Annotated in this window: 14 protein-coding genes; 8 read left to right on the top strand and 6 right to left on the bottom strand. The window is 71.8% G+C overall.

Annotated elements, in window-relative coordinates:
* Positions 1-31 precede the first annotated feature (31 nt).
* From ACIP94_RS10210 to ACIP94_RS10185, 6 genes are all read right to left on the bottom strand, one after another.
* Positions 32-1,282: a hypothetical protein gene (locus ACIP94_RS10210; RefSeq protein WP_402422289.1), complete on the bottom strand. Its 1,251-nt coding sequence runs from the start codon at positions 1,280-1,282 to the stop codon at positions 32-34.
* 57 nt (positions 1,283-1,339) lie between these two features.
* Positions 1,340-2,812 (bottom strand): sugar transferase, encoded by a 1,473-nt coding sequence (locus ACIP94_RS10205; protein WP_402422286.1) that lies wholly within the window; start codon positions 2,810-2,812, stop codon positions 1,340-1,342.
* Between the two features lie 242 nt (positions 2,813-3,054).
* Complete coding sequence (locus tag ACIP94_RS10200) at positions 3,055-5,337, bottom strand: (Fe-S)-binding protein (RefSeq protein ID WP_402422283.1); 2,283 nt, start codon at positions 5,335-5,337, stop codon at positions 3,055-3,057.
* Between the two features lie 171 nt (positions 5,338-5,508).
* Positions 5,509-6,366: a glutaminyl-peptide cyclotransferase gene (locus ACIP94_RS10195; RefSeq protein ID WP_402422281.1), complete on the bottom strand. Its 858-nt coding sequence runs from the start codon at positions 6,364-6,366 to the stop codon at positions 5,509-5,511.
* Positions 6,359-8,131 (bottom strand): DUF4012 domain-containing protein, encoded by a 1,773-nt coding sequence (locus ACIP94_RS10190; RefSeq protein WP_402422278.1) that lies wholly within the window; start codon positions 8,129-8,131, stop codon positions 6,359-6,361. The genes ACIP94_RS10195 and ACIP94_RS10190 overlap by 8 nt, the downstream gene beginning before the upstream one ends.
* A 110-nt stretch (positions 8,132-8,241) precedes the next feature.
* Complete coding sequence (locus tag ACIP94_RS10185; RefSeq protein ID WP_402422275.1) at positions 8,242-8,814, bottom strand: hypothetical protein; 573 nt, start codon at positions 8,812-8,814, stop codon at positions 8,242-8,244.
* Between the two features lie 331 nt (positions 8,815-9,145).
* Here ACIP94_RS10185 and ACIP94_RS10180 point away from each other — a divergent pair, with 331 nt between their 5' ends.
* The 8 genes from ACIP94_RS10180 (at position 9,146) to ACIP94_RS10145 (ending at position 18,750) form a co-directional block, all read left to right on the top strand.
* Positions 9,146-10,612 (top strand): polysaccharide biosynthesis tyrosine autokinase, encoded by a 1,467-nt coding sequence (locus ACIP94_RS10180; protein WP_402422272.1) that lies wholly within the window; start codon positions 9,146-9,148, stop codon positions 10,610-10,612.
* Between the two features lie 16 nt (positions 10,613-10,628).
* Complete coding sequence (locus tag ACIP94_RS10175) at positions 10,629-11,186, top strand: low molecular weight phosphatase family protein (protein WP_402422269.1); 558 nt, start codon at positions 10,629-10,631, stop codon at positions 11,184-11,186.
* A 165-nt stretch (positions 11,187-11,351) separates the two neighbouring features.
* Positions 11,352-13,187 carry a molecular chaperone DnaK gene (gene dnaK, locus ACIP94_RS10170; protein ID WP_402422266.1) on the top strand — a complete coding sequence of 612 codons (1,836 nt, stop codon included), beginning with the start codon at positions 11,352-11,354 and terminating at the stop codon, positions 13,185-13,187.
* Positions 13,184-13,840 carry a nucleotide exchange factor GrpE gene (gene grpE, locus ACIP94_RS10165; protein ID WP_402422263.1) on the top strand — a complete coding sequence of 219 codons (657 nt, stop codon included), beginning with the start codon at positions 13,184-13,186 and terminating at the stop codon, positions 13,838-13,840. The genes dnaK and grpE overlap by 4 nt, the downstream gene beginning before the upstream one ends.
* Positions 13,841-13,879: 39 nt before the next feature.
* A complete protein-coding gene (dnaJ, locus tag ACIP94_RS10160) occupies positions 13,880-15,046 on the top strand; it encodes a molecular chaperone DnaJ (protein ID WP_402422260.1) in 1,167 nt (388 codons plus the stop codon).
* A 4-nt stretch (positions 15,047-15,050) separates the two neighbouring features.
* Complete coding sequence (locus ACIP94_RS10155) at positions 15,051-15,503, top strand: heat shock protein transcriptional repressor HspR (protein WP_402422257.1); 453 nt, start codon at positions 15,051-15,053, stop codon at positions 15,501-15,503.
* A 788-nt stretch (positions 15,504-16,291) separates the two neighbouring features.
* The gene (locus ACIP94_RS10150) at positions 16,292-17,398 is read left to right on the top strand and encodes a sugar ABC transporter substrate-binding protein (protein ID WP_402422254.1); all 1,107 of its coding nucleotides are present in this window, start codon (positions 16,292-16,294) and stop codon (positions 17,396-17,398) included.
* 314 nt (positions 17,399-17,712) lie between these two features.
* Entirely contained in the window at positions 17,713-18,750 is a 1,038-nt protein-coding gene (locus ACIP94_RS10145) for a LuxR C-terminal-related transcriptional regulator (RefSeq protein ID WP_402422251.1), read from the top strand.
* Positions 18,751-19,179 lie beyond the last annotated feature (429 nt).

The raw sequence follows: 19,179 nt of genomic DNA, 5'->3' as shown, positions 1-19,179 counted from the left end.
CCCGGGGGTGGCGGGTGGCGGCCCCGCGGGGCTACGAGGCGGCCGCCGTCGGCTGATCCCCGGGGGCGTAGGGTCGCGGGCCAGCCGGCAGGACGCGATGCAGGGCGGTCAGCGCGTCCAGCAGGGGCGCGGCGCTCCAGCGGGGCGACTCCCACAGGGCCCGGTTGCCCCGGGGGTGCCCGGCCCGCCGGCCGGCGCCGAGGCCGGGGTAGCGGTCCACGACGGCCGCCAGCACGGCGCAGGCGAAGCCGGGGGCGGCGAGGCCGTGTTCGGCCGCCCAGGCCGCCATCCGTACCGCCGTCGCGTCGTTGTTCGGGTCGCGGCGGGGCCGGCCGTCCGCGAAGTAGCGGGGCAGGGGCCCGTCGAACAGGTCCCGCAGATAGTGGCGCGCCCCTCGTTCGAGAGGAGTCCGGACGTCCATACCGAGCCGTGTCCCCGCCTGGTGCAGACGCAGCAGCACATATCCGGTGTGGAAGCCGTCCACCCAGTCCAGGTCGGGGCGGTCGCCGTACGGCCATGAGCCGTCGGCGCGCTGACCGGCGAGGCTCACCTCGACCGCGTCGCAGGCCGCGGCGGCCAGGCGGTCCGCGAGCGCGCCCGGCAGGGTGCCGGTGCGGGACAGCCGGGCGGCGAGCGCGGCGCCCATGAGGTTGGCGTTGTGGACCAGGACGCCGCTCGTGGGGGTGTAGGTGAAGAACTCCCCGTTGTGCAGGTGCCCGAGCAGCCCGTGGGCGAGGGAGAGCACGGCACCGTCGTCGAGTGTCCCGGTGTCCAGGCAGCCGTCCGCGCAGAAGGTGGTGGCGACCAGGTTCGGGACGGAGGCGGGGTAGTGGGCCCAGCGGGTCTGCACGTCGAACTCGTAGCGCCACAGCCCGGCGTAGCGCCCGGACAGCTGCTCGGCGGCCGTCCGCCGGCCCAGCCGCAGGGCGCGCTCGCGCCATTCGGGCCGGGCTGCGAGCCGGGCGCAGGCGCTCGCGGCGGTGCCGGTGGCCGTCGCGGTGCGCAGGGGGCGGATGCCGAGGAGGGGGCGCAGATCGAGCGGGCTGCGCTTGACGGCCTGGAGCAGGCTCTGCCGCAGCACCCGGTGCACGGCCACCCGCCCCAGTGGCCCGGTCAGCCCGTCGTACGGGTCGGGGCCCGCCCAGTCCCGGTCCTCGGCCCATGCGTGGAGCCGCTCCGCGAGGGCGTACACCTCCGCGCCGTCGTACGGCGTCCGCAGGCCGGCACGCGCGGCGGGCAGGCCCCGCCTCGGGGAGCCGGTGGTGGCGGTGGTCGACGGCATGGGCCCTCCCGGGTGGATCGCCGTGCTGTGGTGGGTGTGTGATGCCGCTGCCGCGGCTCAGTAGGCGCCGGTGCCCGCCAGCACGGCGCGCACCGTCCGTACGAGCACCCCGACATCCACGGACAGGGACCAGTTGTCCACGTATCTGAGGTCCAGGGCGACGGTCTCGTCCCAGGAGAGATCGGAGCGCCCGCTGACCTGCCACAGGCCGGTGAGCCCGGGTTTGACGGCCAGCCGCCGCAGTTCCACCTCGTCGTAGCCGGCGACCTCGTCGGGCAGCGGCGGCCGGGGGCCGACCAGGGACATGTCCCCGCGCAGGACGTTGAAGAGCTGGGGCAGCTCGTCCAGGGAGTAGCGGCGCAGCACCCGGCCGACCCGGGTCACCCGGGGGTCGCGCCGCATCTTGAACAGGCGGCCGTCCTTCTCGTTGGTCCCGGCGAGCTGGGGCCTGAGCCGCTCGGCGTCGGCGACCATGGTGCGGAACTTGGCCATGGTGAAGGGCACCCGGCCGCGGCCGATGCGGGTCTGCCGGTGCACGACGGGGCCCGGCGAGTCCAGCCGTACGGCGAGGGCCACCGCCGCGAGCACCGGGGAGAGCAGCAGGATCAGCAGTGCCGCGCCCACCCGGTCCGTCACCGCCTTCAGCACGGCGCGCAGCCCCCGGCGCACCGGCGGGGCCACGTTCAGCAGGGTGAGCCCGGCCACGGAGGAGACACCGACCCGGCGCCCGGCGACCTCCGTCAGGCCCGGCACGACCACGAGCGGGCACTGGGCGCCGTGCAGGGCCCACGACAGCCGCCGCAGCCGGGCTCCGCTCAGATGCGGTCCCGGTACGACGACGACCACGTCCACGCCGAGCCGCCGGGCCGCCTCGAGCACCGGCGCGGAGTCGGCCGACATGCGCGGCGGAGCCTGTCGGCGCAGGCGGGCGGCGACCGGCGCCAGATCGTGCGGGTCCTCGTCGCCGATGGGGCACACCCCGACCACGACGAACTCGTGGTCGGTGCGTTTCGCGAGGTGGCTCACCAGACCGTCGACGGCCTCCGCCTCCCCGATCACCAGGGCCCGGCGGACGGCCCGGCCCGTGCGGCGCCGGGCGAGCAGATGACGGTGGATCAGTGTGTGCACGACGGCGCTCGCCGGGGCACACGGCACGAGGGCGGCCAGGGCGAGGAGGAAGGGGGACTCCTCGCCCGTCGCCGCCCGTACCACCGCGAGCAGTCCGACCAGTACCAGCCAGTCCTGCGACGTGGGGCCGACGTTGTCGCGCTCACCCAGCCGGCGTTCGGCGTAGCGGTCGCGTCCGGCACGCACGAGCAGCCAGGCCAGGGCCGCCACCGTCGCGTACGCCACCGCGTTTCTGCCGTCGGCCGGGGCGAAGGCCGCCCACACCGGTGCCCCGGCGGCCGCCGCGTCGCCGAGGACGGCCGCGGGCGCGTACCAGGCGGGCTTGCCGGTGCGGCGCCCGGCGGGTGGCTGCTCTCGGATGACCTGCGTCCGCGCGGGTCTCGTCGTCGGTGCGTGGGGCATTGTCTCCCCGAACAGCCACATGCGCCCTCCAGGAGGATCGGAAAGGACGAATCGAGTGTGTACGGCGGTCTGTGGGGGAGTGGGGCACGACGCGGGAGACGGGGAACTCTCACCCGATGAGCAGAGCTTCCCGCCCGGCGCATCCGTGCACCGGGCAGGTCTGCCTCGGGTGCGGTGCACGCACGAGGGGCCGGGGTCGCCTCACTCGCGACCCCGGCCCCTCGTGGCGGCACGCAGGCGGTCTACTTCACGGGCTCCGGCTCCGGCTCGCTCTCCGTCTGCGCCGTGCCCGCCGGGTCGGCCGGCGTCCTGACGGAGTCGAGCAGCAGCTGGGCCACGTCGACGACCTGGACGGACTCCTTGGCCTTGCCCTCGTTCTTCTTGCCGTTGACCGAGTCGGTCAGCATGACGAGGCAGAACGGACAGGCCGTGGAGACGATGTCGGGGTTGAGGGAGAGGGCCTCGTCGACGCGCTCGTTGTTGATGCGCTTGCCGATCCGCTCCTCCATCCACATCCGGGCGCCGCCGGCGCCGCAGCAGAAGCCGCGCTCCTTGTGGCGGTGCATCTCCTCGTTGCGCAGGCCCGGGACCCTGCCGATGATCTCGCGCGGCGGCGTGTAGATCTTGTTGTGGCGGCCCAGGTAGCACGGGTCGTGGTAGGTGATGATGCCCTCGACCGGGGTGACCGGGACCAGCTTGCCCTCGTCGACGAGGTGCTGGAGCAGTTGGGTGTGGTGGATGACCTCGTAGTCGCCGCCGAGCTGCGGGTACTCGTTGCCGATGGTGTTGAGGCAGTGCGGGCAGGTCGCGACGATCTTCTTGGCCGACTTCGGCTTCCTGGTCGCCGGGTCCACGTTGCCGTCCTCGTCGAGCGACTCGCCGAAGGCCATGTTCAGCGCGGCCACGTTCTCCATGCCGAGCTCCTGGAAGAGGGGCTCGTTGCCCAGACGGCGGGCGGAGTCGCCGGTGCACTTCTCGTCGCCGCCCATGATCGCGAACTTGACGCCCGCGATGTGCAGCAGCTCGGCGAAGGCCTTGGTGGTCTTCTTGGCGCGGTCCTCCAGGGCGCCGGCGCAGCCGACCCAGTAGAGGTACTCGACCTCGGTGAGGTCCTCGATGTCCCTGCCGACGACCGGGATCTCGAAGTCGACCTCCTTGGTCCACTCCAGGCGCTGCTTCTTGGCCAGGCCCCAGGGGTTGCCCTTCTTCTCCAGGTTCTTGAGCATCGTGCCCGCCTCGGACGGGAACGCGGACTCGATCATCACCTGGTAGCGGCGCATGTCGACGATGTGGTCGACGTGCTCGATGTCGACGGGGCACTGCTCGACGCAGGCGCCGCAGGTGGTGCAGGACCACAGCACGTCCGGGTCGATGACGCCGTTTTCCTCGACGGTGCCGATCAGGGGGCGCTCCGCCTCGGCGAGAGCCGCGGCGGGCACATCCTGGAGCTGCTCGGCGGACGCCTTCTCCTCGCCCTCCATGGTCTTGCCGCCGCCGGCCAGCAGATAGGGCGCCTTGGCGTGCGCGTGGTCGCGCAGCGACATGATCAGCAGCTTCGGCGAGAGCGGCTTGCCGGTGTTCCAGGCCGGGCACTGCGACTGGCAGCGGCCGCACTCGGTGCAGGTGGAGAAGTCCAGCAGGCCCTTCCAGGAGAACTGCTCGACCTGGGAGACACCGAAGACGTCGTCCTCGCCGGGGTCCTCGAAGTTGATCGGCTTGCCGCCGGACGTCATCGGCTGGAGCGCGCCGAGCGCCGTACCGCCGTCGCTCTCCCGCTTGAACCAGATGTTCGGGAAGGCCAGGAACCGGTGCCAGGCCACACCCATGTCCGTCTTCAGCGAGACGGTGATCATCCAGATGAAGGACGTCGCGATCTTGATCGTCGCGACCAGGTAGACGAGATTCTGGAGCGTGGTCAGGCCCAGGCCCTTGAAGGCAGCGACCAGCGGGTACGAGATCAGGTACGACGCCTCGTAGCCGTCCACGTGGTGCAGGGCACCCTCCAGGCCGCGGAGCGTCAGGATCGCCAGGCCGATGATGAGGATGACGGCCTCGACGAAGTAGGCCTGGCCGATGTTGGAGCCCGCGAAGCGGGACTTGCGGCCCGGGCGCCCCGGCCGGGACAGCTGGCGGATCACGATGAGCGTGAGGATGCCCAGCGTGGTGAGCACGCCGACCAGCTCGGTGAAGACCTCGTACGGTGCCCAGTCACCGATGACCGGGATGTACCAGTCGGCCCTGAAGAGCTGCCCGAAGGCGTTGACCAGGGTCAGGACCAGGGTGAAGAAGCCCACCGCCACGAACCAGTGCGCGACGCCGACGATGCCCCAGCGGTTCATGCGGGTGTGGCCGAGGAACTCCTTGACCACGGTGACGGTGCGCTGCTTGGGGTCGTTGGTACGGGTGCCGGCGGGCACGTTCTGTCCGAGCCGCACGAAGCGGTAGATCTGGCCGATGGCTCGGGCGAACAGCGCCACGCCGACCACGGCCAGGACCAGCGACACGATGATCGCGGCGAGTTGCATTTGGGGGCTCCTCGGGCCTGCGAGGGGGTTTCCTCCGATGTACGTCCGGTGTACTCCGAAGGTGCGATTACTAAGCGGTAACTTATGCAGTCCGTCTGAGACTACCCACTTATGCCGCCGCACTGTAGTGGCGCAAGCGGTGATCTGCGTCGCTGTGCCCCGCCGCCGGACTCAGCCGCCGGAGCCGCCCGTGCCGCCGGCCGGAGCGAACACCACACGGAACATTCTGGGCCAGTACTTCCCCGTGACGAAAAACTGGTCCGTTCCGGGTACGGCCGCGATGCCGTTGAGCACGGCCCCGGCGGGGAGTGTGTCCGCCCGCACCAGCCCCGAGGCGTCGATGTCCGCGGTCACCGCGCCGGTGGCCGGGTCGATCCGCACGATCCGGTCGGTGGAGTACACATTGGCGTACACGGCGGCACCGGCGCACTCCAGCTCGTTCAGCCGGGTCAGCGGGGCGCCGTTCTCGGTGACCGTGACCCCGCCGGTGGCCGCGAGGGTGCGCGGGTCCCGGAACGTCAGCCGGGCCGAGCCGTCGCTCGTCACCAGCCTGTGCCGGTCCTTCTGGTAGCAGATCCCCCAGCCCTCGTCCGGATACCGGACGCGGCGCAGCTCCTTCAGGGTGGTGGTGTCGCGCTCCACGGCGACCCGGTCCCGCCAGGTGAGCTGCCACAGGGTCGGGCCGAGCACGGTGATCCCCTCGCCGAACAGGGGCCCGGGCAGGGTCGCGCGCACCGTGGGCTTCCGGCCCGGGGGCCCGGCCTGCACCCAGGAGCCGCCGGAGATGCCGGTGCCCTCGTAGAGCGTGCGGCCGGCCAGTTCGAGGCCCTCGGTGAACGCCGCCGGGTCGTGGGCAAGGACCTCCAGCACCTTGACCCGCAGCCGCTCGACCCGGTGGGCGGCGGGCGCGCCCCCGGCCGGCCGCGGAGGGCGGCCGAAGGCCCGGTCCCCCGCGGCGCACGACACCAGCAGCAGCGCCCCGACCAGCAGGGCCATCCCCGACAGGACCGGTCTCGCGCGGTCACGCACGGCAGGCACCGCCCGTCTTCAGGACCGCCCGCAGGGGTGTCACCAGGGGCTGGCGCAGCAGCGTGGGGACGCGGTCGGCGTGGGGTTCCAGCAGATGCAGGACCAGGGTGCGCCGGGACCGGGCGGGCAGTTCCAGGTCCAGGGTGAACACCGCGTGGCCGCGTTCGACGCCGGGCGAGACCAGCGCCGGGCGGCCGTCCAGCTCGGCGCCGGTGAGGGAGGCGCCGACCCCCGCGTAGTAGGAGACCAGGAGGCGGTTGTCGCCCGGCCTGGTGCGGTAGGGCGGGGAGTCCTCCCGCAGCGTGACATAGCCGGGCAGGCCGCTCGCCGGGGCCCGGTTGGCCAGGGTCACGGTGGCGGTGACCGGGCGATCGCCGGCGGGGCAGCCGTCCCCTTCCGCCTTCCACACCAGGCTCCGGTCGAGGTAGTAGTCCAGCTTGGAGCCCGCCGCGTTGTTCACGACCAGGCCCGCGAAGGGGCCCGGCGCGTCGGGGAGCGTGCCGGCGTACGGCAGTGACTCGAGGAGCCGCTGCTCCTGCGCGCGGGCGCTCCACACCTTCAGCCGTCCGTCCCGCTCGGCGTCGTGCGCGGCGAGCAGCAGTCCCGGCAGCATCCGGGCGTTCTCGGCCGCGGCCATCAGCCGCCCGGCGGCGGCACGGGCCGCCTCCACGAAGAACGCCTTGCGCCGGGTGAGGTCGCCGTAGCGCGCGTAGCTGGTCCGCTCGGTGAGCTCCACGACGTTGCCGGCGGTCAGCTCGGTGCCGTCGGCCGTCCGGGCGGGCCCGGTGACCTGGAGGAATCGGCTCAGGGTGACCGGGTCCACGGCGATCACCCCGTCCACCCGCTCCCCGGTGTGCCGGCGCCATGCCGCCGCCCAGATGCGGGCCGCGTAGGGGAAGTGCGGGCTCATGTTGGAGTTGGCCCAGACCCGGGTGGGTGCGTCGCCCTGGTAGCGGGCCGTGAACTCGGGCCCGAGGTCGAGGTCCGCCTTGGCCGTGGCCATCTCGGTGTTGTTGCCGAACCGCTCGAAGGACAGCCGGCCCCGGTCGGCCCGCAGCACGGCGAAGGCCCCGGGCACTCCTCCGGTGCCGCGTGCCTCGGCGATGTTCTGGAAGGCGAGGAAATAGCGCCGTTCCCCTTGCGCGCCGAGCATGGGCGGCAGGACCCGGGCCGCCACGGAGACATCGGTCATCACCGGCGCGAGGCGGTCGAGCTGCCGGGCGAGCCCGGCGCGGGCCCGGTCGGCGGCGGGCAGCCAGGTCGTCTCCGGCAGCCGGTGCACATCCGCCCGCACCTCGGCCGTGACGTCGGCGGCCCGCACCAGCCGCGGCGCGGACTGCCGCAGTGCCGTGAGGGCCTCGGCCATCCCGCCGCCGTGCCCGTCCGGGGCGGCCGCCGGGAGGACGCCCGCGAGCGGGGTCAGTACCTCGCCGGCCAGCCGGTCGGCCGCGTAGGCGGCCCCGCGCACGGTGCTGACCGGTTCCCCGGCCACCGGCAGCAGCGTCGCCGCGTACCAGGCGGGGCCACTGGTCAGGCGATGCGCCCGGGCGGCGTGCACGGCCGCGGAACGCACCGCCGCCAGCCGCTCCCGGGCGGAACCGGGCGCGGAGCCGGGGGCCTGCGGGGATGTCGCCGAGCGCCGTAGTGACTCCAGGTCCCGCTGGGCCGCGGCCAGCTCGGAGCGGGCGAACGCTCCGGTGACCCCGATCCAGACGGCGGCGGCCACCGGGAGCGCGGCGACGGTCAGCAGCGCGGTTCTGAGCACGCGCCGGCGGATCCGGGTCCCCTTGCCGGCAGGGGCGGCCCCGGGCACGCGGACGGCGTCCCGGCCGGGGCCGGGACGCCGTGGTACCGCGGCAGGGGTGTCCGGCTCCGTCATGAACTGCGGCGACGCCGTACGGCCAGCATCGTGCCGCCGCCCGCCGCGATCAGGCCGGCCGCGGTGCCGCCGACGGCCAGGGCCTTCTCGCTTCCGGTGGCCGCGAGGCCCGCACGGTGCTCGGGGCGTTCCCAGGCGGCGTGGCGGCCGTGGCCGCCGCCGGGATGGTCGTCGCCGGGCCGGCCGAGCGCCGGCAGCACCCGGATGCGGGTGGAGGCGCTGCGGTGGGGGTTGCGCGCGGTGAGCCGGAAGACGTGCAAGCCGGGGCGGACCCTGCTCGGGATGGTCACGGTGCCGTCGACCGTTCCGTCGTCGTGGGCCTGGAAGCGGCCGAGGACGATCTCGCGCGACTCCAGCAGCACCGTGACGATCTGCCGGGGGGCGAAACCCGTGGCGTGGTGGGTCACTGTCTCCCCGACCCGGACCGTCGTTTTGTCGAGGGTCAGGGTCGGGGGTGGAGGCGGGTACTGGGCGTAGGCGGTCTGCGCCCCCATCAGCGGTGCGGCCACGAGCACGGCAGCCGATGCTGCGGATGCCAGTGCGTACCGCCATCTGGGCGATGACGTCATCTTCTTCACTCTCCTCGACTTCGGTCCGGGCCAGGCGGCGGCTGCGTCGGCCGTAATCAAGATCTAGATACATCGAATAAATGGGACATTTATGCTCGACGGACCCGGTACTGCCCAGAAGGCACCGGATGGGGGAGCGCTTGTTTCCTCGATGGCCCACGCGATCGTGCCGATGGAGTGACGAGGTGGTGTGCGTCGCCAGGGTCGTTCACCGGGCCGACATGGGGTGCCTCCCCCGGTTGGCGTGCGCGAGTCCCTATCTTCGGCTGTGCGCACAGGGAACAGAACAGCCCAATTGGGGCGATTCCCTTGGTTCTATGAGGGGTGCAGCTTGGATCTCCACGGTTTCCTGAAGGCTCTTGCCAGACGCTGGCCGACCGTCCTGGTCTGTCTGGTGCTCGCGATCGGGGCGGCGTTCGCCGCGACGGCTCTGAGCACACCCGTCTACGAGGCCCGGACCCAGCTCTTCGTCGCCACCCGCACCGGTGACGACACCGCCCAGCTGAACCAGGGTCAGAGCTTCTCGCAGGCGCGTGTGCAGTCGTACGCCGCGATCGTGACGACGCGTCAGGTGACCGGACCCGTGGTGAAGAAGCTGCGTCTGCGCACCACGCCCGAGGAGCTGGCGTCCCGGATCACCGCCGACGCCCCGCTCAACACCGTGCTCATCGACATCACCGTGCGGGACACCGTGCCCCGGCGCGCGGCACGCATCGCCAACGCGGTCGCCGACCGGTTCGGCGATGTCGTCGAGCGACTGGAGACGCCCCGACGTGCGGCCGGATCCGAGGGGTCCGCGAGGTACTCCTCGCGCGGCGGCGGTGTGGCCGTCTCCCCCGTCTCGCTGGGCGTCACCCAGGAGGCCGTCCCGCCGCTCGCCCCGGTATCGCCCCGCCCGCTGCTCAATCTGGCCGCGGGGGCGCTGGCCGGTCTGCTGCTCGGTGCCGGGCTTGTCGCCGTGCGCGAGAACCTCGATACCACCCTCAAGTCCAGCGAGGCGCTGGGCGAGTTCACCGCGCTGCCGGGCCTCGGCAGCATTCCCTACGACAAGAACGCGCCCAGGCAGCCGCTGGTCAGCGCCGATGTGCACTCCAAGCGTGCCGAGGCCTTCCGCAAGCTGCGCACCAATCTGCAGTTCGCGCAGGTCGACGACCGCCCGCGGATCATCGCGGTGACGAGTTCGGTCCCCGGCGAGGGCAAGACCAACACCGCGGTGAACCTCGCCCTCTCGCTCGCCGAGGCGGGGGTCTCCACCTGCCTGGTCGACGCCGACCTGCGCCGCCCCTGTGTGGCCGGGACCTTCGGCCTGGTCCAGGACGCCGGTCTCACCACGGTTCTCATCGGGCAGGCACGGATCGAGGACGTGCTCCAGGAGGGCGGCGGCCGGCTCGCGGTGCTCACCAGTGGCGCCGTACCGCCGAACCCGACCGAGCTGCTCGCCTCGGCGCGCATGAAGGAGGTGCTGCACGAGCTGGCGGACAGCTACGAGGTCGTGATCGTGGACACCGCACCCCTGCTGCCGGTCGCCGACACCGTCGGACTGGCCTCGCTCACCCAGGGCGCGCTGCTGGTCGTCCGCGCGGCGCGGACCAGCCGGGACCAGGTCCGCTCCGCCGCCGAGTCGCTGGATCGGGTGGGGGTCCGCGTCCTCGGCACCGTCTTCAACATGGACCCGGCTCCCAAGGGTGACAGCTACAGCGCCTACGGGCGGTACGGCGAGCTGCCCGCTCCCCGTGGGTCGGACCCCCGGGGCGGGGCCGGTGTGCCGCCGCTGGCGCGGGGCGTGGGCGGACCGTGATGCCGGACGGCGGAACATGACACGGGTTCTGTTCGTCTGTACGGGCAATGTGCACCGCTCGGTGCTGGCCGAGCGGCTGCTGGCCGCGCGACTGGGGCCCGGCTCGGCGGTACGGCCCGAGAGCGCGGGCACCCAGGCCTGGCACCGGCGCGGCATGGAGCGCTCCACCCGGGCCGTGCTGGAGGAGCTGGGCGGTGACGGTTCGCACTTCGAGGCCCGGCCGCTCAGCGCGGAGCTGGTCGCGGGCGCGGCGTTGGTGCTCGGGCTCGCCCGTGAGCACCGGGAGGCGGCCGTGCGGCTCACCCCGGTGGCGCTGCGGCGCTGCTTCACCCTGAAGGAGTTCGTGCGGCTGGCGGCCGGGGCGGCGGTGCCGTCGGACCGCGGCCGGGCCGACGCCGTGGTGGCGGCGGTGGCCGCCCGGCGGGGCCGCGTGGCCACGGTCGCGCCGCACGAGGACGACATCGCGGACCCCTGGGGAAGGCCGCACCATGAGTTGCAGGGGTGTGCCCGGGAGATCGACGGGCAGGTGACCAGACTCGCCCGGCTGCTGGAGGGCGGCGAGGCGAACGCCTGAGCGGGGCCCTGCCCCACTCGCCGGCGCGCCCCTGACCTGGGGCTTTCCGTCATTGTCGTTCGGTGCCGGATGAAAGTTGAGTCGAGCTGACTCAGGTCTGTTGACGCCGCACGATCCCTCATGCATCCTTGAGCCTGTTCCACTCAAGTCACTGGAGGAATCGAAATGGCACGTGCGGTCGGCATCGACCTGGGCACGACTAACTCCGTCGTCAGCGTTCTGGAGGGCGGCGAGCCCACCGTCATCACCAACGCCGAGGGTGCCAGGACCACGCCGTCCGTCGTCGCCTTCGCCAAGAACGGCGAGGTGCTGGTCGGTGAGGTGGCCAAGCGTCAGGCGGTCACCAACGTCGACCGGACCATCCGGTCCGTGAAGCGTCACATGGGCACCGACTGGAAGATCGCGCTCGACGGGAAGGACTTCAACCCGCAGCAGATCTCCGCGTTCATCCTGCAGAAGCTGAAGCGGGACGCCGAGGCATACCTGGGCGAGAAGGTGACCGACGCGGTCATCACCGTCCCGGCGTACTTCAACGACTCCGAGCGTCAGGCCACCAAGGAGGCCGGCGAGATCGCGGGCCTGAACGTCCTGCGCATCGTCAACGAGCCGACCGCCGCCGCGCTGGCCTACGGCCTCGACAAGGACGACCAGACCATCCTCGTCTTCGACCTCGGTGGCGGCACCTTCGACGTGTCCCTGCTGGAGATCGGCGACGGCGTCGTCGAGGTGAAGGCCACCAACGGTGACAACCACCTCGGTGGTGACGACTGGGACCAGCGCGTCGTCGACTACCTGGTCAAGCAGTTCCAGTCCGGCCACGGCGTGGACCTGAGCAAGGACAAGATGGCCCTCCAGCGCCTCCGCGAGGCCGCCGAGAAGGCCAAGATCGAGCTGTCCTCCTCCACCGAGACCTCGATCAACCTGCCGTACATCACCGCGTCCGCCGAGGGCCCGCTGCACCTGGACGAGAAGCTCACCCGGGCGCAGTTCCAGCAGCTGACGGCCGACCTGCTCGAGCGCTGCAAGACGCCGTTCCACAACGTCATCAAGGACGCCGGCATCTCCATCAACGAGATCGACCACGTCGTCCTCGTGGGTGGCTCGACCCGTATGCCCGCCGTCGCCGAACTGGTCAAGGAACTGACCGGCGGCAAGGAGGCCAACAAGGGCGTGAACCCGGACGAGGTCGTCGCCATCGGCGCCTCGCTCCAGGCCGGTGTCCTCAAGGGCGAGGTCAAGGACGTCCTGCTCCTCGACGTGACCCCGCTGTCCCTCGGTATCGAGACCAAGGGCGGCATCATGACCAAGCTGATCGAGCGCAACACCACGATCCCGACCAAGCGGTCCGAGATCTTCACCACGGCCGAGGACAACCAGCCGTCCGTGCAGATCCAGGTCTACCAGGGCGAGCGTGAGATCGCGGCGTACAACAAGAAGCTCGGCATGTTCGAGCTGACCGGTCTGCCGCCGGCGCCGCGCGGTGTCCCGCAGATCGAGGTGTCCTTCGACATCGACGCCAACGGCATCATGCACGTCACGGCGAAGGACCTCGGCACCGGCAAGGAGCAGAAGATGACCGTCACCGGCGGCTCCTCGCTGCCGAAGGACGAGGTCGACCGGATGCGCCAGGAGGCCGAGCAGTACGCGGAGGAGGACCACCGCCGCCGCGAGGCCGCCGAGACCCGCAACCAGGGCGAGCAGCTCGTCTACCAGACCGAGAAGTTCCTCAAGGACAACGAGGACAAGGTCCCGGGCGAGATCAAGACCGAGGTCGAGTCCGCCGTCGCCGAGCTGAAGGAGACGCTCAAGGGCGAGGACACCGCCGAGATCCGCAGCGCCACGGAGAAGGTCGCGGCCGTCTCGCAGAAGCTCGGCCAGGCCATGTACGCCGACGCCCAGGCCGCCCAGGCCGCCGGCGCGGGTGCCTCCGAGGCCAAGGCCGACGACGACGTGGTCGACGCCGAGATCGTGGACGACGAGCGCAAGGACGGTGCCGCGTGACGGAGGAGACCCCGGGCTTCGAGGAGAAGCCCGACGTCCCCTCCGGCGCCCCTGAGGACGCCGAGCCGAAGGCCGCCTCCCCCTCTCCGGAGGAGGCGGCGGCCCCGGCGGGGGACGCAAGCGCACAGAACGCCGGTCTGGTGGCCCAGCTGGACCAGGTGCGCACGGCGCTCGGTGAGCGCACGGCGGACCTTCAGCGCCTCCAGGCCGAGTACCAGAACTACCGTCGCCGCGTCGAGCGCGACCGGATCTCGGTCAAGGAGATCGCCATCGCGAACCTCCTGACCGAGCTCCTGCCCGTGCTCGACGACATCGGCCGCGCACGGGAACACGGCGAGCTGGTCGGCGGGTTCAAGTCCGTCGCCGAGTCGCTGGAGACCGTCGCGGCGAAGATGGGTCTGCAGCAGTTCGGCAAGGAGGGCGAGCCCTTCGACCCGACGATCCACGAGGCTCTGATGCACAGCTACGCGCCGGACGTCACCGAGACGACGTGCGTGGCAATTCTGCAGCCAGGGTATCGCTTCGGCGAGCGCACCATCCGCCCCGCGCGGGTGGCCGTCGCCGAGCCGCAGCCGGGAGCGCAGACGGTCAAGGCCGAGGAGAGCACCGAGGCGGGCGACGACAAGGAGAACGGTGGCCCGGACGAGGGCTGACGTACACCACGAACGCGTAGGGAAGGAGGGGCGTCGGGGATGAGCACCAAGGACTTCATCGAGAAGGACTACTACAAGGTCCTCGGCGTCCCCAAGGACGCCACCGAGGCCGAGATCAAGAAGGCGTACCGGAAGCTCGCCCGCGAGTTCCACCCGGACGCCAACAAGGGCAACGCCAAGGCGGAGGAACGTTTCAAGGAGATCTCCGAGGCGAACGACATCCTCGGCGACCCCAAGAAGCGCAAGGAGTACGACGAGGCCCGCGCCCTCTTCGGCAACGGCGGCTTCCGTCCCGGCCCCGGGGCGGGCGGCTCGTTCAACTTCGACCTCGGCGATCTCTTCGGCGGCCAGGGCGGCGCCGGGGGGAGCTTCGGCGGGGGTCTCGGTGACGTCTTCGGGGGCCTGTTCAACCGTGGCGGCGGCGCGGGAACGCGCACGCAGCCGAGGCGCGGCCAGGACATCGAGTCCGAGGTCACCCTCAGCTTCATGGAGGCGGTGGACGGCGCGACCGTGCCGCTGCGCATGTCCTCGCAGGCGCCCTGCAAGGCCTGCTCGGGCACCGGCGACAAGAACGGCACACCGCGGGTGTGCCCGACCTGTGTCGGCACCGGGCAGGTCACGCGGGGCTCGGGCGGCGGCTTCTCGTTGACCGACCCCTGCCCGGACTGCAAGGGCCGCGGTCTGATCGCGGAGAACCCCTGCGAGGTCTGCCACGGCAGCGGCCGGGCGAAGTCGTCCCGGACGATGCAGGTGCGCATCCCCGCGGGAGTCTCCGACGGGCAGCGCATCCGGCTGCGCGGCAAGGGCGCGCCCGGCGAGCGGGGCGGCCCGGCCGGCGATCTGTATGTCGTCGTGCATGTGAACCCGCACCCGGTCTTCGGCCGCAAGGACGACAACCTGACGGTGAGCGTGCCGGTGACGTTCGCGGAGGCGGCCCTCGGCGCCGAGATCCGGGTGCCCACCCTCGGCGGGCCCCCGGTGACGCTGAAGCTGCCTCCGGGCACGCCCAACGGGCGCACACTGCGCGCCCGTGGCAAGGGCGCGGTCCGCAAGGACGGCACGCGCGGGGACCTGCTGGTCACCGTCGAGGTGAGTGTCCCCAAGGACGTCTCGGGGAAGGCTCGAGACGCGCTGGAGGCGTATCGCGAGGCGACCGCGGGGGAGGACCCGCGGGCGGAGCTGTTCCAGGCCGCGAAGGGAGCATGAGGAGATGGACGGCCGTCGGCGTAACCCGTACGAACTGACCGAGGACACCCCGGTCTACGTCATCTCGGTGGCGGCCCAGCTCTCCGGACTGCACCCGCAGACGCTGCGCCAGTACGACCGCCTGGGCCTGGTGTCCCCGGACCGCACCGCGGGCCGGGGCCGGCGCTACTCGGCCCGCGACATCGAACTGCTCCGCCAGGTACAGCAGTTGTCACAGGACGAGGGCATCAACCTGGCCGGCATCAAGCGCATCATCGAGCTGGAGAACCAGGTGGTCGCGCTCCAGTCCCGCGTGGCGGAGCTTCAGGCCGCCCTGGACGGTGCGGCGGCGACGATGCGTCAGCGCGAGGCGGCGGTGCACGCCTCGTACCGCCGCGACCTGGTGCCGTACCAGGACGTGCAGCAGACCAGCGCGCTGGTGGTGTGGCGGCCCAAGCGGCAGCAGCAGGCGGACTGATCCGTCTCGCGCGGAAGGGGCGGCACCGGAGGTGTTCCGGTGCCGCCCCTTCCGCGTGCGCTCGGAGCCAGGAGTCCAGGATGCCGTAGGCCTTGGTCCTCACGGCCTTCTGCGCTCCCTGACCGCCGCCGAGGCGCAGGAGTCACGGCGGAGGGGGGAGCGGCGGTGAGCAGGCCGCCCGCGGCGGCGAGCACGACGGCGGTGGCGGCCGCCACGGCGGTGCGTCGTCTGGCCGAGTTCATTCGGTCCTGTGATCGGACCGAGACGCGGAAGGGTGTTCATGATCACGACATGCGAGGCGGGGAAGAGGTTATACAGATCTTTACGACTCGACGACCTTCCCTTTGTGTGCGGCGTCCGACGCGGCCGGAGCGCCGGTGGCGGGGCGGCGGAGCTCGACGAGGTCCCGGGGCGGAGGGGTGCGGGTGCGGCAAGGGCAGGCCCGGCGCAAGGCGGGTGAGGGGTGGCCTCGCTATGTGATGTAGATCACGTTTGGCGTCGGAGGTGAACGTTGCGGAACGTCAAGGAAGTTGACGATCCGTCGGTTTCGCGATCTTTGCAGGTGGCGGCAGAAACCTCCATCACGCGAAGGTTCGGCAACGGCCCTCGCGGTGTGCTTCCTTGGTCTTCACTTGACTTCCACTCGGATGCTGTTGCCATCTCGTTAACCCGTACTTCTTGACGTTGCATACCGTCGCCGCGTTGGCTTTCAGCCACCTGAGTCGCAATGCTGCTCCCCCGCCCGGAAGGCACCTGATGTGAACGCTCGTACCACCCGCAGGACCGCTGTGCGTCGAACCGCCATAGCCCTGGCCGCGTCCGCGGCGGCCGTGTCTCTCGCCGCGTGCGGCGTCATCGACGGGGTCGGCGGGGGCAGCAGCTCCGCGTCTCCCAAGAAGGGCGACGACATCACAGTGGGTCTCCTTCTGCCGGAGAAGGAGAACCCGAGGTACGACAAGTTCGACTTCCCGATCATCCGGGACCAGGTGCGCTCCCTCACCCACGACAAGGGCAAGGTCCTCTACGCCAACGCCGACGCCGACGCGGCCAAGCAGAGCGAGCAGCTCGACCAGATGGTCGCCGACAAGGTGGATGTGCTGCTGGTGGACCCGGTGGACGCCAAGGCCCTCGCATCGGGCGTGGAGAAGGCCAAGAAGGCGGGCATTCCGGTCATCGCCTACGACCGGCTCGCCCAGGGGCCGATCGACGCGTACATCTCCTTCGACAACGAACTGGTCGGCCAGGTGCAGGGCCGCGCCCTCGTCGAGGCGCTCGGCAGCAAGGCGGAGACCAGCAAGATCGTCATGATGAACGGCTCGGTCACCGACCCGAACGCCGCGCAGTTCAAGGAGGGCGCGCTCAGCGAACTCCAGGGCAAGGTCAACATCGTCAAGTCCTACGACACGAAGGACTGGAAGCCGGAGAACGCCAAGGCGAACATGACCGAGGCGATCCAGGCCGTCGGCCTGAGCAACATCGCGGGCGTCTACTCGGCCAACGACGGCATGGCCGGCGCCGTCATCGAGGCCCTGAAGGAGGCGGGCGTCAGCAAGCTCCCGCCGGTGACGGGGCAGGACGCCTCGCTGGACGCCGTGCAGCGGATCGTCACGGGCGAGCAGTACATGAGCGTGTACAAGTCGTACCCGGAGGAGGCCAACAACGCCGCGGAGATGGCGGTGGCGAAGGTCCAGGGCCGCTCGATCGAGTTCGACGCGCTGACCCGGGACAAGGTGGACAGCCCGACGGAGAAGAAGATCCCGTCGATGCTGGTGCCGGTGGTCGCGCTCACGAAGGCCAACATCAAGGACACCGTGATCCAGGACAACATCTACACGGTCCAGGACATCTGCACCCCCAAGTACAAGGCCGCCTGCACGGCTATCGGCCTGAAGTAACGGGCGTCCCGCGGCGGGCACAGAGCAACGGCCGTGGGGGGGGGGGGGGGGCGCCCCGGCCCCCCCCCCCCGGTGGGGGGGGGGGCCCCCCCCCCCCCCCCCCCCACGGCCGTTTTCCGTGGGGCCCCTCCCGGCCCCCCGCTCACCTGGCTGCAAACGGAACTTCCGGAGGGAGGGAGAATCCGGGATGTTCCCGGCGAGAGCGGGCGTCGGGGCGGCGGAGCCTTGTTGCGGAGGCGGGCGGCTCCGCGCATAGTTGCGCTGCGAACACGCTGCAGGACGCTGGAGCCGGGAGTTGGAGCCAGGGGTGGAAGATGGCCGGGCACGGGACGGACGCGCATCCGCACGGCGCTGACCGGCTCTGTGAGTCCGGGAACCGGGTGTACTCCCGGGCCGTACGCCGGGGCCGGGTGCCCCGTGCCGACGCCGCGTCGGTGCCCTGCCTGCTGGAACTCGCGCTGCTGCACCCGGATCCCGACGACATGGACTGGCTGGTGCCGACCTCCCCGCAGGAGGTCATGACCCGGCTGCTGCGCGGCGTCCACGAGGAGGTCAGCGCGAGCCAGGCACGGGTCGGGGCGGCGGTGGCCGCGGTCGAGTGGTACGCCGGGCTCGGCGGCCGGGAGCAGGGTCCCGCGGAGGGCGTGGCGATCCGTGTCCTGGACGGGCTGCCGCGGATCCGTGCCGCCATGGACGAGGCGACGGAACAGTGCACGCGCGAGGTGCTGACGGTGCAGCCGGGCGGCATCCGCCGCGAGGACGAGCTCTCCGAGGGCCTGCACCGGGCGCTGGAGATGCGCCGCAGGGGCGTCCGGATGCGCGATCTGTACACGCACGTCGCCCGCCACGGCCAGGGGCTGCACACCTACATGGAGCTGATGGGCGAGGCGGCCGAGGCCCGCACCCTGGACGAGGTGCCCGAGCGCCTGATCCTGTTCGACCGCACGGTCGCCTTCATCCCGGCGAACCCCGACCGCACCATCGCGCTGGAGCTGCGCCACCCGGCCCTGATCGACTATCTGGTCACCATCTTCGAGCGGCTGTGGCGCCTGGCGATCCCGCTGACGTCCCCGCTGCCGGAGACCGGCATCGACGGCATCACCCACCGGGAACGCTCGATCGCGGCGCTGCTGGCGGAGGGCCACCAGGACGCCGTGGTCGCCGAGCGCCTCGGCATCAGTGTGCGCACCTGCCGGGCGCACATCGCCCGGCTTTCCGAGACCCTGGGCGCCGCGAGCCGTACCCAACTGGGCGTCCGCATCGCACAGGCGGGCCTGGACGGGCCCGCGCACGCCCCCGAACTGCTCCCCCTCACCACTCCCGGCGCCCCGGAGTCCCCCACCGGTCTGTGAAGCCCCCGCAACCGGCTTGTGAGGCGCCCCCGCCCGCCTGGGAGTCCTCTTCAAGGCCTCCGGCCCCCGCGGCCCGCCCACGGCTCTCCAACCGGCCTGCGGCTCTCCAACCGGCCTGCGGCTTCCCAACCGGCCTGCGGCTTCCCAACCGGCCTGCGGCTTCCCAACCGGCCTGCGGCTTCCCAACCGGCCTGCGGCTTCCCAACCGGCCTGCGGCTTCCCAACCGGCCTGCGGCTCTCCAACCGGCCTGCGGCTCTCCAACCGGCCTGCGGCTCTCCAACCGGCCTGCGGCTTCCCAACCGGCTGATGAGGCTCCTTCAAGGCCTCCGGCCCCCGCGGCCCGCCTACGGCTCCCCAACCGGCCTACGGCTCCCCAACCGGCTGATGAGGCCCCCGCCGGCCTACGAGCCCTTACCGGCCCAAGAGTC

The sequence above is a fragment of the Streptomyces sp. NPDC093261 genome (assembly GCF_044753645.1).
Classification (GTDB): domain Bacteria; phylum Actinomycetota; class Actinomycetes; order Streptomycetales; family Streptomycetaceae; genus Streptomyces.
This window is presented reverse-complemented; position numbering and strand designations above follow the sequence as displayed.